Source organism: Craurococcus roseus, assembly GCF_039523795.1.
GTDB classification, from domain to species: Bacteria; Pseudomonadota; Alphaproteobacteria; order Acetobacterales; family Acetobacteraceae; genus Craurococcus; species Craurococcus roseus.
In genome coordinates this window covers 12,566-28,176 of sequence record NZ_BAAAFZ010000011.1, presented here as the reverse complement: position 1 = coordinate 28,176, position 15,611 = coordinate 12,566, and the positions used below count along the sequence as shown (strand labels likewise).

Annotated in this window: 18 protein-coding genes; 11 read left to right on the top strand and 7 right to left on the bottom strand. The window is 73.5% G+C overall.

Translation table 11 applies throughout. The features are described 5' to 3' along the window. Positions 1–1,084, top strand: a 1,084-nt coding sequence (locus ABD067_RS06175) for an ABC transporter substrate-binding protein (RefSeq protein WP_343894319.1), incomplete at its 5' end; no start/stop codon positions are given. An 81-nt stretch (positions 1,085–1,165) separates the two neighbouring features. Here ABD067_RS06175 and ABD067_RS06170 read toward each other — a convergent pair. The 3 genes from ABD067_RS06170 to proC form a co-directional block, all read right to left on the bottom strand. Continuing rightward, complete coding sequence (locus ABD067_RS06170) at positions 1,166–1,594, bottom strand: phasin family protein (protein ID WP_343894318.1); 429 nt, start codon at positions 1,592–1,594, stop codon at positions 1,166–1,168. Positions 1,595–1,712: 118 nt separating this feature from the next. Then, positions 1,713–2,432, bottom strand: a complete 720-nt coding sequence (locus ABD067_RS06165) for a TetR family transcriptional regulator (RefSeq protein ID WP_343894317.1) — start codon at positions 2,430–2,432, stop codon at positions 1,713–1,715. A gap of 28 nt (positions 2,433–2,460) precedes the next feature. Beyond that, complete coding sequence (gene proC / locus ABD067_RS06160; RefSeq protein ID WP_343894316.1) at positions 2,461–3,279, bottom strand: pyrroline-5-carboxylate reductase; 819 nt, start codon at positions 3,277–3,279, stop codon at positions 2,461–2,463. A 270-nt stretch (positions 3,280–3,549) separates the two neighbouring features. On the opposite strand from proC, the gene pstS reads away from it, so the two are divergent. Beyond that, the gene (gene pstS, locus ABD067_RS06155; RefSeq protein ID WP_343894315.1) at positions 3,550–4,611 is read left to right on the top strand and encodes a phosphate ABC transporter substrate-binding protein PstS; all 1,062 of its coding nucleotides are present in this window, start codon (positions 3,550–3,552) and stop codon (positions 4,609–4,611) included. Positions 4,612–4,634: 23 nt separating this feature from the next. Here pstS and ABD067_RS06150 read toward each other — a convergent pair whose 3' ends face one another. After that, positions 4,635–5,045, bottom strand: coding sequence for a VOC family protein (locus tag ABD067_RS06150; protein ID WP_343894314.1), 411 nt, complete (start codon positions 5,043–5,045; stop codon positions 4,635–4,637). A 75-nt stretch (positions 5,046–5,120) separates the two neighbouring features. Between ABD067_RS06150 and ABD067_RS06145 the strand changes: the two genes are divergently transcribed. The 4 genes from ABD067_RS06145 to ABD067_RS06130 all read left to right on the top strand — a co-directional run bounded on the left by ABD067_RS06145 (position 5,121) and on the right by ABD067_RS06130 (position 7,845). Next, entirely contained in the window at positions 5,121–5,873 is a 753-nt protein-coding gene (locus ABD067_RS06145) for a DUF7168 domain-containing protein (protein ID WP_343894312.1), read from the top strand. 68 nt (positions 5,874–5,941) lie between these two features. Next, positions 5,942–6,274 carry a YdhR family protein gene (locus tag ABD067_RS06140; protein WP_343894310.1) on the top strand — a complete coding sequence of 111 codons (333 nt, stop codon included), beginning with the start codon at positions 5,942–5,944 and terminating at the stop codon, positions 6,272–6,274. Next, positions 6,274–6,729 carry a hypothetical protein gene (locus ABD067_RS06135; protein ID WP_343894309.1) on the top strand — a complete coding sequence of 152 codons (456 nt, stop codon included), beginning with the start codon at positions 6,274–6,276 and terminating at the stop codon, positions 6,727–6,729. The genes ABD067_RS06140 and ABD067_RS06135 overlap by 1 nt, the downstream gene beginning before the upstream one ends. A 45-nt stretch (positions 6,730–6,774) precedes the next feature. Next, positions 6,775–7,845 carry a ketopantoate reductase family protein gene (locus ABD067_RS06130; protein ID WP_343894308.1) on the top strand — a complete coding sequence of 357 codons (1,071 nt, stop codon included), beginning with the start codon at positions 6,775–6,777 and terminating at the stop codon, positions 7,843–7,845. Between the two features lie 19 nt (positions 7,846–7,864). On the opposite strand, the gene ABD067_RS06125 is transcribed toward ABD067_RS06130, so the two are convergent. Continuing rightward, entirely contained in the window at positions 7,865–8,761 is an 897-nt protein-coding gene (locus tag ABD067_RS06125; protein ID WP_343894307.1) for an alpha/beta hydrolase, read from the bottom strand. 71 nt (positions 8,762–8,832) lie between these two features. Beyond that, positions 8,833–9,426: a TetR-like C-terminal domain-containing protein gene (locus tag ABD067_RS06120; protein WP_343894306.1), complete on the bottom strand. Its 594-nt coding sequence runs from the start codon at positions 9,424–9,426 to the stop codon at positions 8,833–8,835. Between the two features lie 110 nt (positions 9,427–9,536). Between ABD067_RS06120 and ABD067_RS06115 the strand changes: the two genes are divergently transcribed. Genes ABD067_RS06115 through ABD067_RS06100 form a run of 4 tightly spaced genes read left to right on the top strand, consistent with a single transcriptional unit; the run spans position 9,537 to position 14,437 of the window. Further along, positions 9,537–10,244 (top strand): PspA/IM30 family protein, encoded by a 708-nt coding sequence (locus ABD067_RS06115; protein ID WP_343894305.1) that lies wholly within the window; start codon positions 9,537–9,539, stop codon positions 10,242–10,244. 34 nt (positions 10,245–10,278) lie between these two features. Continuing rightward, positions 10,279–10,557 carry a YiaA/YiaB family inner membrane protein gene (locus ABD067_RS06110; protein WP_343894304.1) on the top strand — a complete coding sequence of 93 codons (279 nt, stop codon included), beginning with the start codon at positions 10,279–10,281 and terminating at the stop codon, positions 10,555–10,557. Between the two features lie 38 nt (positions 10,558–10,595). Continuing rightward, positions 10,596–14,021 carry an acyl-[ACP]--phospholipid O-acyltransferase gene (locus ABD067_RS06105; protein ID WP_343894303.1) on the top strand — a complete coding sequence of 1,142 codons (3,426 nt, stop codon included), beginning with the start codon at positions 10,596–10,598 and terminating at the stop codon, positions 14,019–14,021. Continuing rightward, the gene (locus tag ABD067_RS06100; RefSeq protein ID WP_343894302.1) at positions 14,021–14,437 is read left to right on the top strand and encodes a hypothetical protein; all 417 of its coding nucleotides are present in this window, start codon (positions 14,021–14,023) and stop codon (positions 14,435–14,437) included. Before ABD067_RS06105 ends, ABD067_RS06100 begins: the two co-directional genes overlap by 1 nt. 41 nt (positions 14,438–14,478) lie before the next feature. Here the strand turns inward: ABD067_RS06100 and ABD067_RS06095 are convergent, their stop codons facing one another. Further along, the gene (locus tag ABD067_RS06095; RefSeq protein ID WP_343894301.1) at positions 14,479–14,655 is read right to left on the bottom strand and encodes a hypothetical protein; all 177 of its coding nucleotides are present in this window, start codon (positions 14,653–14,655) and stop codon (positions 14,479–14,481) included. 179 nt (positions 14,656–14,834) lie between these two features. Between ABD067_RS06095 and cnbZ the strand changes: the two genes are divergently transcribed. After that, the gene (cnbZ, locus tag ABD067_RS06090; protein WP_343894300.1) at positions 14,835–15,596 is read left to right on the top strand and encodes a 2-amino-5-chloromuconate deaminase CnbZ; all 762 of its coding nucleotides are present in this window, start codon (positions 14,835–14,837) and stop codon (positions 15,594–15,596) included. The last annotated feature ends 15 nt before the right edge of the window (positions 15,597–15,611 follow it).

Genomic DNA, 15,611 nt, shown 5'->3' with positions numbered 1-15,611 from the left:
CACCGCCGACCGCATCCTGTTCGGCCAAGCGGCGGCGCTCGGCGGCCCCGCTTCGGCGCTGGGCACGGGCATGCGCCAAGGCATCCTCGCGGCCTTTGCGGAAGCCAACCGCGCAGGCGGCGTCAAGGGCCGCAAGCTGGAACTCGTCTCCAAGGACGACGGCTACGAGCCGCCGCGTTCGGCCGCGGCGACCCGCGAGCTGATCGAGAAGGACCGCGTCTTCGCGCTGGTCGGCCCGGTCGGCACCCCGACGTCGTCGGCGGCGCAGCCGGTCGCGGGCGAGGCCGAGGTCCCGTTCATCGGCCCCTTCACGGGCGCCGAGTTCCTCCGCGACGCGCTGCTGGACAACGTCGTCAACCTCCGCGCCTCTTATTTCCAAGAAACGGAGGTCATGGTCGAGCGGCTGACCAAGGATCTCGGCGCTACCAAGATCGCCGTGTTCTACCAGAACGACTCCTTCGGACAGGCCGGCCTGTCCGGAGTCAAGCTCGCCCTGGGCAAACGCAACCTCCGGGTCGCCGCGGAAGGCACCTACGAGCGCAACACCGTCGCGGTGGAGGCCGGGCTGGCCGCCATCCAGAAGGAGAAGCCCGAGGCCGTCGTGCTGGTCGGCACCTACAAGCCCTGCGCCGAGTTCATCCGGCAAGCCAAGCAGGCCCGGATGAACGCCGCCTTCGTGGTCATCTCCTTCGTCGGCAGCGACGCCCTCGCCGCCGAATTGGGCGAAGCCGGCCCCGGCGTGGCGGTCACCCAGGTGGTGCCCTTTCCCCGCGATCCCTCAATCCCGGCCGTCAAGCGGTACCAGGACGCGCTGAAGGCCGTCGAGCCGGACGCCAAGCCCGGTTTCGTGTCGCTGGAAGGCTACCTGGTCGGCCGCCTCGCCGCCGCCGCCCTCGGCCGCCTGGACGGCGCGCCCACGCGCGAAGCGTTCCTCAACGCCATCCTGGGCGGCGCGCCCTTCGACATCGACGGCTTCGTCCTGAAGTACGGCGCCGGCGACAACCAGGGCTCGGACCGGGTCTTCCTCACCACCATCGGGCCGGACGGCACGTTCCGGGCGATCGACCGTCTGCAAAAGGGCTGAAGGACCGGCCCGTGCCGGTCGGCGCCAGGGCGGCGGGGCGCTGCGCGCCGCCGCCCGGCTTCTCCGTGGCCGCGGTCTGCGTCAGCCCTTCTTCGCCGCCATCGCCTTCACCTCGTCCATCGCCTCGGTGAAGCGCTGGTTGAGCAGCGACAGGGCTTCGGAGTTGGACTTCTGGATGAGATCCGCCACCTCCCGCATGTTGCCGACCGCGCGCTCGTAGGCCGCCTTGAGCATCTCGGCCTGCTTGGTCGCGCGCTGCTGCGGGTCCTGGGCGCCGGACATGGACTGCATGGCCTGGGTCATCTCGGACATGGACTGCTGCAATATCTCCATGTGCCGCCGTGCGACCGCCTGCGCGCCCTCCAGCGCCACCTTGTTGGCGGCGGACAGCGCCTCGAAGTTGCGGCGCTGGGCGGCCGCGAGCTGCTCCATGTCCGGCATCCCCGGCCAGCGGAACTCGGTCAGCATCTTCATCATGTCCGTTTCCGGACGGTTGCCAGTGCCCGACATGGCGTTCTCCTGCTGCGCGCCTCCGAACGTGGCGCTGTTCACGAAACCGGGGCCAACCTAGGGGGTGGCGCGCGGGGGCGCAAAGCCGGCCCCCCAAGGCGCGGCAGAACCCTCGCGATCATGTTGGCGTCGCGGCGACGCCCTCGTCCAAGCGCCCGGCGGCGGCGTGGTCGGCGGGGCCGAGGCCGATCGTGCGGGCCGCCTGCTCGGCGCGGTCGAGCGCGCGGTCGAGCGCGGCCATGGTCGCGCCGAGGTCCTCGGTGGCGTCCCGCGCCCAGGCCCGGGCCGTGTAGAGCCACACGCCCACCAGGCCGTTCGCCCGCAGCGTGCCGCCGAAGCCGTTGGTGCCGATCCGCGCCGCTTCCAGCATCCACGCCATGGAGCGCGGCAGCGCGGAGGCGAGGAACAGCGCCAGAAACGGGTCGGCCAGCGCGTCGTCGAGGAGGCGGAGGATGCCGCGGCGGTGCGGCTGCATGGCGTCGATGCGGCGCATCAGCACGTCGAACAGGCGCTCGCGCGGCGTGTCGCCGCCGGTGTCCGAAACCGTGCCCTCCAGCACCTGCCGGTCGGTGACGCGGCCGTGCAGCGCCAAGAGGTGCATCGGCGTCGGGCAGCGCCGGCGCAACTCGGCGATGGGCACCCCGGAGGCGTCGGAGACGCGCCGCATGGTCAGGCCGTCCCAGCCGTGCCGCGCCACAACCTGCCACAGCCCGGCGACCAGCTTGGTGTCAACGTCCGTCGCGCTCTCGCTCATGGGCGGCAGTGTGGGGGCGTGCGCGGGGTTGGGGAAGGGGGCGGGCGGCTCCGCCGCTTCCGCCGTCGCCCGGCGGCGGGGCACGGGCACGCTCCCGCTGGAGCGGAGGGCCCTACCCCGCCAACTCCCGAGACCGCGCCGTCGCCGCCTCGATCGCCCGCGACATCAGCTTCGGCCAAGCCTCCGGCGCCATCAGCACCTGGAGGGCGCGCTCGGTCGTGCCCTTGGGGCTGGTGACGGCGCGGCGGAGCGCCGCGGCATCCTCGGCGCTCGCCGCCAGCAGCGCGCCGGAGCCGGCGACCGTGGCGCGGGCCATGCGGCGGGCGAGGTCGGGCGGCAGGCCTTGTTCCACCGCCGCCGCCTCCATCACCTCGGCCAGCAGGAACACGTAGGCCGGGCCGCCGCCGGAGACGGCCGTCACCGGGTCGAGCAGCCCTTCGTCCTCCACCCAGGCCACCTCGCCGACCGAGGTCAGCAGCGAGTCCGCCAAGCCGCGCTGGGCGGGCGAGACCCCGGGCGCGGGAAAGGCGACGGTGAAGCCCTGGCGCACCGCGGCCGGCGTGTTGGGCATGGCGCGCACCACCACGGCTTCCCCGTCGCCGAGCTTGGCCCGGATGCCCGCCACGGTCTGCCCTGCCATGATCGAGAGGAACGCGGTGCCGGGCCCGACGAAGCGCGACAGGCCGGGCAGCGTCGCGCCCGCTTCCTGCGGCTTGATCGCCAGCACAACGGCGGCGGGGCGGACGTCGCCGGGCACTTCCGCCGGCGTGCCCACCACCCGGACCCGTCCGGCGAAGGCGGCCGCGGCGGCGGGGTTCGGTTCCACCACCACGGTGTCGCGCAGGCCGCGTTCCAGCCAGCCGGCGAGCATCGCCCCGCCCATCTTCCCGCAGCCGACCAGCAGCAGCGGCGGCAACTCCGTCCCCGACATGGCGCCCTCCGGCCGGGCGTGGGACCGGCTCTGGGCCGGCGCGCCGCGGCGTCGATGAGTGAGGGGGTGGGCTTAGGGCAAGGCGGGGCGGGCCGGAACAGGCGCGGCGCCGCTCTCAACCATTAAGCAATTGTAAAGTAGAAAAAAGCGCCCCAAAGTAAATATTCCGCTGGCGATCTCCGCGGCCACGATGCATCAACCAACGCTCAAAGTCGCGCCCTTCCGGCTGGCCGGCCGGCTTTCTGTCGCTCGCCGTCAAAGGAGATGCACTTGCGCAGACGTTCCTTCTTAGCCGCGTCCGGCGCCGCCGCGGTCGGCGCGTCCCTGGCCGGGCGGCCGGCCTTTTCGCAGCAGGCAAAGATCAAAGGCGCCGGCGACGTCCTGATGCGCCGCGCCTTCGAGGCGTGGAACGAGGCCGGCGGTGCCGCCTCCGGCGTTCGCATGGAGTACGACGCGGTCGGTTCGGCCGAGGGCCTCGCCGCGGTCGCCTCACGCCAGGTGGATTTCGGCGCGACGGTGACCCCCTTGTCGCCGGCACGCCTGAAGGAGCGCGGCCTGCTCCAGTTCCCGTCCATGATCTGTCCGATCGTGTTCGCCGCGAACCTGCCCGGCGTGGCGGACCACCAGCTCAAGCTGTCGGGCGAGGCGATCGCAGACCTCTACCTCGGCAAGATCACCAAGTGGAACGACCCCAAGCTGGCGGCGCTCAACCCGGGCCTGAAGCTGCCGAACCTGGCCGTCACACCGGTCCACCGCGCGGACAGCTCGGGCACCACGCTGCTGACGACCACCTTCCTGTCGCGCACCTCCGACGCTTGGCGCACCGGCCCGCGCGCCGGCAGCGTCGTGAAGTGGCCGGCGGTCGGCAAGGCCGGCAACCTCAACGCCGGCGTGGCCGAGGCCGTGAAGACGACGCAGGGCGCGATCGGCTACGTCACCGAGGCCGGCGAGGTCGCCAAGGGCCTCGCCGTCACGCAGCTCCGCAACCAGTCGGGCAAGTTCGTGAAGCCGGACGGCGACACCTTCTTCGCCGCCGTGAACGCCACCGACTGGAGCGCGCAGGGCTTCGGCGTGGACATGATCGACCTGGAGGGCGACGACGTGTGGCCGCTCCTCGGGCCGAGCTTCACGTTGATTCCCGTGAGCCCGGCCGCGGACAAGGTCGAGAGCGTCCGCAACACCATGAAGTTCTTCGATTGGGCACTGACCAAGGGCGAAGAGGTCCTGCGCGGCACGGGCAACGCCGCGATGCCCGAGGAGCTGGTGGACTTCATCCACGAGGACTGGGCCCACGTGAAGGGGCCGGACGGCAAGCCGATCTGGACGGCCTGACGAAGCCGCGGCGGGGCGGCGCGTCAGCCGCCGCCCCGTTGCAGCAGTTCGATCGACATGCCCTGCGGGCCGCGGATGAAGGCGATCCGCAGCCCCGGCCGTGCCTCCTTCGGTTCCAACGTGAACTCCACGCCCTTCGCCTTCAGCGCTGCCGCGGCCGCGTCGAGGTCGGGCACTGTGAAGCCGAAGTGGTCGAGCCCCTGGTGCGGCGGACGCGGCGGGGCGCCGACCGTGGCGTCGCCCGGCGGCACCGGCGCGATGAAGATGTCCGCGCCGCCGAGCTTCAGGTCGATGCGCGGCTGCCCGTCCGGCGCGCTGCGGACCACCTCCGCCCCCAGCATCTCCTCGAACCAGCGCGCGGTGGCCTCCGGGTCGGGGCTGCGCAGGTGGATGTGGTCGAAGCGGATCGCGGCGGTCGCGGCGGCGTCGGGCATGGCGTCCTCCCTGGTGTTCGCGGCGGAGCGGCGGCGCTTGACCCCGCGCGGGGGCGGCGCCCATCTCCCGCCGCCATGGACCAGCAGACAGAACTCAGCAAGGTGAAGGCGCGCATCCGCGCCCTCGCCGCCAAGACCGTGGAGCGCGGCTGCTCCGAAGCCGAGGCGATGGCCGCCGCCGCCAAGGTGGGCGAGCTGCTCGACGTCTACGGCCTGTCCATGTCGGAGGTGGAGCTGCGCGAGGAGGCCTGCGTCCAGCGCCGCGTGGCCTTCGCCGGCCCGGCGCGGACCGCGCTACGCTGGCTTTACCCGGCATTGCTGCGCTTCTGCGAGTGCCGCGGCTGGACGGACGGGCGGCAGGATTTCGTCCTGTTCGGGCTGGAGCCGGACGTGCAGATGGCGGAGTGGCTGCTGCACGTGGTCGCGCGGGCGCTCCAGCACGAGGAGGCGCGCTACCGCGCCGGCCCCGCCTACGCGGCGCGGCGGGAAGCGCCGCAGGCGGTGCTGCGCTCCTTCCGCTACGGCTTCGCCGACCGCCTTTCCAAACGCCTGGACGAGCTGGCGGACGCGCGGGCCGTCGCCATGGCCGAGCGCCGCGCCGCGGGAGGGCAGGGCAGCCGCTCAACCGCGCTGGTGGTCGCCAAGGAGCGCAAGCTGGACGAGGCGTTCCGGGGTTTGGGCGTCCGGCTGCGCACCACCTACAGCTCCGCCACGGTGCGCGACCGCGGCGCCTTCCGCAGCGGCGCCGAAGCCGGCGGGCGCGTCGGGCTGGAGCGGCCGGTCGGGGCGGGGCCAGGGACGCGCGGCATCAACGGCCGGGGCCGCTGAGCGCCGATTCCGTTTGCGCCGGGCGGCCAGGGGGCTACCGTCCCCACCCCCGCCGAGGGAGATGCCCCATGGTGATCGTGCAGATCAACTACCGCCGCCCGGACATGCCCCAAGCCGAGTGGGACGCGCGCTACACGGACGACCGGGCGAAGCAGTTCCTCGAGGTGCCCGGCCTGCTCTGGAAGATCTGGCTGGACGGCACCGAGGAGCGCCGGGCCGGCGGCGTCTACATGTTCGCCGACCGCGCCTCGGCGGAAGCCTACGCCGCCGGTCCCATCGTCGCGCGCCTCAGGAACAACCCGGAGCTGTCGGAGGTGGACGTCCGCGTCTTCGACGTGCGCGAGCGCATGAGCGAGATCACCCGTGCGCCGCTGCCCCGCCTGAAGGCCGCCGCCGAGTAGTGCATCGCCGCCCCCGCCCGTCCTCCGCCTCGGCGGAGGCGAACCGCCTATATGTTTGGGAGGATCGGGTGGTGGCGCCGCGCGACCGTTCGCGCGTGCCCTTCGCGCGATTGCAGGCGCTGGTGGACCATGTCTGGGCGGCGGAGGGTCTGCGCTTCCCGCCGCGCGTGCGGCCCTTGCCGGCGCAGGCGCGCAAGACCGTGGCCCGCGCCACGCGCCTCGCCATCGAGGCGCCGCCGGAACTGCCGAGCTGGGTGCTGCTGCACGAGCTGGCGCACGCCATGACCAGCACAGCCGAGGGCGACAACGACGGGCACGGCCCGCTCTTCGTCGGGCTGTACCTGCGGCTGCTCGTCCGCCACGCGCGGATGCCGGAGGACGAGTTGGCCCGCTCGCTGCGCGCCGCCGGCATCGCCTTCGACCCGGGGGCGCGGCCGGCCTTCCTGGACGGCTGAAACCCGGTAACCTCGCCGCCGAGAACGGGAGGGAGGGGACGGGCGATGCGGCCGAGATTGGCTTTCGTCGGCGCCGGGGCGGTGGGCGGTTACGTCGGCGGGCACCTGCACCGCCTCGGCTGCGACGTCACTTTGATCGATCCCTGGCCTGAGCACGTGGAGGCCATCCGCGCGCGCGGCCTCGAGCTGACCGGCGTGACGGAGGCGGAGCGCGCCGTCGTGGAAGTGCCCACGATGCATCTCACCGAGGTGCAGGCGCTTTCGAGGCAGCGGCCGGTGGACGTGGCCTTCGTGTCGGTGAAGTCCTACGACACGGAATGGGCGACGCACCTGATCGCGCCCTACCTGAGCGAGACCGGGTACGTCGTCTCGCTCCAGAACTGCATCAACGAGGAGCGCATCGCCGCCATCGTCGGCTGGGGCCGCACCGTCGGCATGATCGCGGCGACGATCTCCGTGGACCTGCACGAAGCCGGTCGCATCCGCCGCACCGTGCCGCTCGGGCGCGGCTCCCGCGACGTGTTCCGCGTGGGCGAGGTCCACGGCCGGATCACCCCGCGCGTGCGGGCGTTGGGCGAGATGGTGGAGGGCATCGACAGCGTGAAGGTCACGTCCAACCTCTGGGGCGAGCGCTGGTCGAAGCTCTGCGTCAACGCGATGCGCAACGGCATCTCCGCCGCGACCGGCCTTTCGGGCAACGACTGCGACCGCGACGAGGCGCTGCGGCGCTTCTCCATCCGTGTCGGTTCGGAAGGCGTGCGGATCGGGCAGGCGCTGGGCTACGCGCTGGAGCGCATCCAGAACATCGAACCGGAGCGCCTGGCCCTCGCCGGCGAGGGCGACGCGGCGGCGCTGGAGGAGGCCGAGGCGGTGCTGCTCGCCGTCACCAATTCCGGCGCGCGCAGCGACCTCCAGCGCCCCTCCATGGCGCAGGACATGCTGAAGGGGCGTCGGACCGAGATCGACCACATCAACGGCTTCATCGTGCGCGAAGGCTCCAAGGCCGGCCGGGCCGCGCCGGCCAACGCCGCCCTGACCGACGCGGTGAGGCAGGTGGAGCGCGGCGAGGCGCCGGCGCGGCGGGAAACGGTGGCCGACCTGCGGCCGGGGGCCTGAGGCCGGCGTCCCCTGCCGTTCAAAGGAGGTGCCGGACGAACCAGTCGCGCGCCGCCGCGCCCGACGCTTCGAACCCCGCGCCGGTGTACGGGGCGAAGTGCCCGCCCGGCAGCAGGACCAGGGACTTCGGCTCCAGCGCGCGGTTGTAGGCCTCCAGCGCCAGGTCGGTCGGCGTCAGCGCGTCCTCCCGCGCCACCACCATCAGCAGCGGCGTGGGGCCGATGCGGGCCACGCAGGCGCCCGGCTCGTACTCGCGCGCCATCTCGGCGCTGCGGAGCGTCACCTCGTTGCGCCAGGAGGGCGCGAAGGGCCGCGTGCCCTCGAAGAACGACCAGCCGTCGCGGCCGGGCAGGGCGCAGGGCGCCGCCGGGTCTTCGGCCACGACCGGGATGGTGGCGGCCGGCCGGCCGGCGAAGCGCTCGTCGCGGTCGGCGTCGAACCGGGCGAGAAGCGCCGGGACGAGGTCGGGCCGGGTACGCCGGCTGGAGGAGACGGGACCGCTGATGGTGGGCACCTGCGACACCACGCAGCGCACGCGCCGGTCGGTGGCGCCGAGCACCAGCACGTGCCCGCCGCTGTAGCTCGTGCCCCAGGCGCCCACGCGCTCCCGGTCCAGTTCGGGCAGCGTGCGGGCGTAGGTGACGGCGTGGCGGTAGTCGCGCGCCTGCTGGACGGGGTCGATCTCCCCGCGCGGCTCGCCGCCGCTGGCGCCGAAGCCGCGGTTGTCGAACACCAGCGCGGCGAGTCCGGCGGCGGCGAAGGCCTCGGCGTAGCGGTCGAGGTACTGCTCCTTCACCGCCGAGAAGCCGTGCGCCATGACGACAACCGGCCTCGGCCCGGCGCCGCTGGCCGGGAGGTAGAGCCAGCCGCGGAGGGCCGCCCCTTCGGCTTCGAAAGCGATGTCGCGCCGCTGCATCGTGCCTCCCTGAAGACCCACTCCACGCCGCCTGCCGCCGGCGGCGCGACACCGTCCGGGGCCTTCCGCCCTCAGCCCCGAGCGTCGAGCCCGCGCGCCATCGCTTCGGCGATCAGCCGCAACTCCCGCCGCAGCATCTCCTCGGGCATGGGGGCCAGCTTCTGGTCCAGGCCGAGCGAGACGACGCCGTGGACGGCGGAAAAGGCGGAGCGCGCCAAGCCGGCCAGTTCGGCCCCTTGCAGGCCGGGCCGGAGCGCGGCGACGGCGCCCTCCGCGTGCCGGAACAACTCCGCCTGCTTCGCCGAGTACCAAGCCGGCGCGTCCCGCCCTTCGGCCATGCGGTGCCGGAACAGCGCCGCCCAGCGCTGCCGGTGCCGCGCGGCGTAGTCGAGGTAGGCTTCCGCCAGGGCCACCACCTGCGCGACCGGGTCCGCCTCCGGGCGCGACGAGGCCCGGAGGTGGGCCTCCAGCGCGTCCAGCGTGCGGGCGTTGACCGCCAGCACCAGCGCGTCGAGGTCGGCGAAGGCGGTGTAGACCGCGCCCAGGGCGCAGCCCGCCTCCCGCGCGACCTCCCGCGCCTTCAGCCCGGAGAGCCCGGCTTCGGCGATGGCCCGTTCCGCCGCGGCCAGCAACGCTTCCCGCAATGCGCGCTGTCGGCGGCCCACGGCGGTTTCCGACCGACCGTTTTCTGAACCGTGTTCATTTTCTTCTTGAACGTCGTTCATAATCCAGCGTAGCTTTGCTTATGAACGATGTTCAAGAAGGAGGTGCCCCGATGATCAAGCTGTTCATGACCCTTGTCCGCGGCCGCGCGGCCGAAGCGGCCGAGGCGGTGGCCGACCATAACGCCCTGCCGCTCCTCGACCAGCAAATCCGGGACGCCGCCGCCGCCCTGGGCCGCGCCCGACGCGCCCTGGCCCTCGCCATGGCCCAGGAGGCGCAGGAGGCGCCGCGCCTCGAGGAGGCGGCCAAGCGGATCGCCGACCTGGAGGACCGGGCGCGGCAGGCCCTCGCCGCCGGCCGAGAAGACCTCGCCACGGAAGCCGCCGAGGCGATCGCCGGACTGGAGGCCGAGCAGGCGGCGCGCCGGACCGCCCAGGGGATGTTCGCCGCCGAGGCCGCCCGCCTGCGCCGGATCGTCGCGGACGCCGATGCGCGGCTGGCCGAACTCGACCGCGGCCGCCGCCTCGCCCGCGCCGCCCACGCGGTGCGCGGGATGCACGAGGACCGGCTCGGCACCGCGCCGCTGCACGAGGCGACGCTGGCCGAAGCGGAGGCGACGCTCGCCCGGCTGCGGGCGCGCCAAGCCGAGGACGCCGCGGCGCAGGAGGCGCTGGACGGGCTGGAAGCCGAGCGCCGCCCCGCCTCCGTCGCCGAGAAGCTGGCCGAGGCCGGCTTCGGCAGGCCCGTCCGGCCCACCGCGGCGGATGTGCTCGCCCGCCTGCGCGCCTCCGCCGCCGGCACCGCCGCACCGACCCGTTAACGAACCCGCAACAGAATCGAGAGAGGACTCCGCGATGAACAACCAGCCGCACCAGACGGACTCCGGCGCCTGGGTCGCCTTCACCTACGTCTCCTTCGCCGCCTCGGTGGCGATGGTGGCCCTGGGCGTCCTGTTCCTGCCCGTGGACCTGGCCACGCGCGGCTACATGGCCATCGGCATGATGATGCTGGTGCAGTCCAGCTTCACCATCGCCAAGACGGCGCGCGACCGGCACGAGGGGACGCGCCTGCACAAGCGCATCGAGGAGGCCCGGGTCGAGGAATTGCTCGCCAAGGCCGAGCGCGGCGCCTGACCGAAGCCGCCACGCCGCAGCACTAGGGACACCCCGCCATGACCCGCCCCCTCCTGGCCGAGCGCCGCTTCGCGCCGCTCTTCTGGTGCCAGTTCCTGTCCGCCTTCAACGACAACCTGCTGAAGAACGCGCTGGTTTTCCTGCTCCTCTGGGGCGCCGGCGCCGAAGGGGCGGGGAACGGGGCGGGGGCGATGGTCGCCCTCGCCGGCGGGGTGTTCATCGCGCCCTTTTTCCTGCTGTCCGGCTTGGCGGGCGAGATGGCCGACCGCTTCGACAAGGCGCTGCTCGCGCGCCGCTTGAAGGGGGCGGAGATCGGCGTCGCGGGCTTGGCGGCGCTCGGCTTCGTCCTGCCCTCCGTGCCGCTGCTGTTCGTGGCGCTGGCGGGCTTCGGCACCGTCTCCGCCCTGTTCGGGCCGGTGAAGTACGCGATCCTGCCGGACCACCTGCCGCGCGAGCGGCTGACGGCGGCGAACGCGCTCGTGGAATTCGCCACCTTCGCCGCCATCCTCGGCGGCACCATCGCCGGCGGGCTGGCCGTGGCGGGCGGCGCGGCGCCGGCGTGGGCGGTGGGCGGCGCGGTGGTGCTGTTCGCGCTGCTGTCCTGGGGCGCCGCGCGGCTGATCCCGCCGACGGGCGAAGCGGCGCCGGGCCTCGCCGTCCGCCGCAACGTCCTCGCCTCCACCGTCGACCTGCTGCGCGAGCTGCGCGCCGACGGCCGCGTGTGGCGCGCGAGCCTCGTCACCACTTGGTTCTGGCTGGCGGGCAGCGTGGCGCTCGCCCTGCTGCCGCCGCTGGTCAAGGACGTGCTGGGCGGGACGGAAGCCGCGGCGACGCTGGCCTTGTGCGCCTTCTCCGTCGGCATCGGACTCGGCTCGGCATTGGCGGCCGGCGTCGCGGGCGGGCGCATCATCCTGTTGCCGAGCGCCCTCGGCGCGGCCCTGATGGGCGCGGCGCTGCTCGACCTGTGGTGGGCGACGCGCGGCCTCGCGCCGCTCGCCCCCGCCGCCGACCTGTCCGCGTTCCTGGCGCGGCCGGGCGCGGCGCGCTCGCTGCTGGACCTCGCCCTGGTCGCGGCGGCGGGCGGCCTCGTGGTGGTGCCGGCCTTCGCGGCGGTGCAGGCGTGGTCCGGCGCCGAACGGCGGGCCCGCGCGGTGGCGGGCGTGAACGTGCTTTCCGCCGGCGCCATGGTGGGCGGCGCGCTCGTGCTGGCGCTGGCGCAGCACCTCGGCCTGCAAGCGGCGGCGCTGCTCGGCCTGCTCGGCGCGGCGAGCCTCGCGGTCGCGGGGCTAATGCTGTTCACGCTACCGACGAACCCGGCGCGCGACGCGCTGTGGATGCTGTTTCGCCTCGTCTACCGCCTGGAGGTGCGCGGCGCCGAGCACCTGGCCGAAGCCGGCCCGCGCTCGGTGGTGGCGCTGAACCACGTGAGCTGGCTGGACGCCGCGCTCGCCGTCGCGCTGCTGGAGCGCGAGCCGGTCTTCGCCATCGATGCCGGCATCGCCCGGCGCTGGTGGGTGCGGCCGGCGCTGCGCCTGTTCCGCGCCCTGCCGCTCGACCCCACCAAGCCCTTCGCCACCCGCACGCTGATCGAGGCGGTGAAGCGCGGCGAGACGCTGGTGATCTTCCCCGAAGGCCGCCTCACCGTCACCGGCAGCATGATGAAGGTGTACGACGGCGCCGCGCTGGTGGCCGACAAGGCGGACGCGCCGGTCTTCCCCGTCCGCATCGAGGGGCTGGAGGCCTCGCCCTTCTCGCGCCTCCGCGACACCCAGGTGCGCCGCCGCCTGTTCCCCAAGCTGGTGGTGACGGCGCTGGAGCCGGCGCGGCTCTCGCTCGACCCGGCGCTGGTCGGGCGCAAGCGGCGCGAGGCGGGCGGCGCGGCGTTGCAGAACCTGATGGCCGACCTGGTGTGGCGCACCACGCCCATCGGCCGCACGGTGTTCGAGGCCGTCGCCGACGCTGCCGCGCGCCACGGCAAGGGCCGCACGGCGGTGGAGGACCCGCTTTCCGGCAGGCTCTCCTACCGCCGCCTGCTGGCCGGCGCCGACGTGCTCGGCCGCAAGCTGGCGCCGCTCGCGGCGGAGGGCGAGGCGGTCGGCGTGCTGCTGCCGACCGCGAACGCCGCCGCCGCCACGGTGCTCGGCTTGATCTCGGCGGGCCGCGTGCCGGCGATGCTGAACTTCACCGCCGGCGCGGCCAACCTGCGCGCCGCGTGCGCCGCGGCGGAGGTCGGCGCGGTCGTCACCTCGCGCCGCTTCCTCGAACAAGCCAAACTGGGCGCGCTGGCGGAGGAACTGGGCAAGCACGCCCGCGTGGTGTTCCTGGAGGACGTGGGCGCAGGCATCGGCACGCTGGACCGGCTGCGCGGCCTGCTGCGCGGCGGGCGCCCCCTCGCGCAGCGCTCGCCTGACGACCCGGCGGTGATCCTGTTCACCTCCGGCTCCGAGGGCACGCCGAAGGGCGTGGTGCTGAGCCACCGCAACCTGCTCGCCAACGCGGCGCAGGCGGCGGCGCGGATCGACTTCGGGCGCGAGGACCGCGTGTTCAACGCGCTGCCCGTGTTCCACTCCTTCGGGCTCACGGCGGGGCTGGTGCTGCCGCTCGTCTCCGGCGTGCCGGCGTACCTCTACCCGTCGCCGCTGCACTACCGCGTGGTGCCGGAGCTGATCTATGGCTCCAACGCCACCATCCTATTCGGCACGGACACCTTCCTCTCCGGCTACGCGCGCACCGCGCACTCCTACGACCTGCGCTCCGTCCGCTACGTGCTGGCCGGCGCCGAGCCGGTGAAGCCTTCGACGCGCGAGACCTGGTTGGAGAAATTCGGCCTGCGCGTGCTGGAGGGCTACGGCGTGACCGAGACGGCGCCGATCCTCGCCCTCAACACGCCCATGGCCAACCGCTTCGGCACCGTCGGTCGCTTGATGCCCGGCATCGAGGCGCGGCTCGACCCGGTACCGGGCATCGAGGACGGCGGGCGCCTCCACGTGCGCGGGGCGAACGTGATGCTCGGCTACCTGCACGCCGACCGGCCGGGCGAGCTGGACCCGCCGCCCGGCGGCTGGCACGACACGGGCGACATCGTCTCCATCGACGCGCAGGGCTTCGTCCGCATCCGCGGCCGCGCCAAGCGCTTCGCCAAGATCGGCGGCGAGATGGTGTCGCTGGCGGCGGTGGAGGCGCTGGCGGCGGAACTCTGGCCCGGCGTGGCCTCGGCGGCGGCGTCGCTGCCCGACGGCCGCAAGGGCGAGCGCGTGGTGCTGCTGACGGAGCAGCCGGGCGCGACGCGCGCCGCCTTCTCCGCCCACGCCCGCGGCAAGGGCGCGGCGGAGCTGATGGTGCCGGCCGAGGTGCGCGTGGTCCGCGCCGTACCGCTGCTCGGCTCTGGCAAGACCGATTTCGCGGCGGTGCGGCGGATGGCGGCGGAGGCAGCAGTGGTGCAGGCGGTGGAGCACGCGGTTTGATGAGCGTGCTTCCTGAACCGGAGAACTGGAACCTCTCCACCGACGAGCGGGAGCGTGTCTTGGGCAGTCTTCGGCGGGTCGGGCGCGACAAGGGTATCGGCTATCTGCCGCTGTACACTATCCGCGACGTGCTGAGCCTGGACGTGGCGGATTTGGCTGCGGAAGTCGAATCAAGAGCTCTTTCGGCGCTCGTCCTTGGTCCCGCCGAGTGCTGTATAAAGAGCGGTGCGCTATATGTCTTTGACCACCAGAGACTTGCGGCGCTGCTGGCGATCTACAGCGAAACGGTCGCCAGCAGCGGATGGCCGACGGAGCCGGACAGCTTCGTGCGCGCCATCGCTGCTCATTGGGTAGGGCCCGAAGACTCTATACTGCCGGTCATCCGCAAAGCATTCGGCGAGACGGTTGCTGCTTGAGCATAAGGCTCAGCCTCACCGTTACATTGCAGAGAGCCTTCTCACCGGCAGACCTCGCGCGCCACAACGCGCCGGCGCGGACGGCCGAAGCGGTCGTAGGTGACAACCGGGCGCCGCTCGGTCCAGCAGCGGCGCCGGCGGCGGCCTCGGCGGGGCGGCGGGCCGTAGTACTGCGCCGGCACGAGCAGGTCCTCCGCCGGCGCGGCCTCTGCCGCCACGAGCGGCACCGCCCCGAGCAGCAGCCCCGCCAGGAAACCGCGACGACCTCAGCCACGTGTCCCCCCCCCGCAAACGCTCTCGGTTTGCAACGACCGGCGCGGGGGAGGGTTCCGGCCCCGGCTTGACTCGCGCCGCCGCGGCCCGACCCTGCTGCCGTTTCCAACGGAGGCGCGCGGGGATGGCCTCGACGATCGCGGTTTCGGCAGGCGGGTTCCGGTTCGTGCCCGGCGTGTTCCAGTACTCGGCCGGCGTCGCCGCCGAGCCTGGCTTCCGCATCGAGCGCATCCGCTTCGCCGAACCGGTGCCGCTCGCTGAGGGCTTCGCGCGGATCGCCGCCGCGCTGGAGGCCGCCGGCCGTCCCAAGGCCGCCTTCTGCGCCTGCGAACTGCGCTCGCCGGAGCCCTTCACCGAGGACGGCTTCCGCGCCTTCAACCACGAGTACGGACAGGTGCTGACCGGGTGGGGCCTGTTCGTGGACGGCCGCAACCCGGTGGCGCGCTCCAACGTCTGTCCCGAGGTGTCGCCGCCTCCCGCGCCCGCCTTCCACGCCTTCTGCTACACGGTGCCGGACGCGGACGCGCCACCCTCCTTCGTCGTAGCCGGCAGCGGCGAGGCGGCCGAGGGCCACGCCAACTACCGCGACCACATCGTCGCGCTCGGCGACACCTCGCCCGCCGGCCTGCGCGAGAAGGCGCGCTGGGTGCTGGGCGAGATGGAGCGGCGCATGGCCGCGCTGGGCGGCTTCGGCTGGGCGGACACCACCGCCGTCCAGGCCTACACCGTCCACGACATCCACCCGTTCCTGGCGGACGAGGTGGCACGCAGAAGCGCGGCCCGGCACGGCCTCACCTGGCAGTTCTGCCGCCCGCCGGTGCGGGACCTCGAATACGAGATGGACTGCCGCGGCGTCCCGCTGGAGCGCGTGCTGCCGGCGGGGTGACAGGGCCGCCGCCGC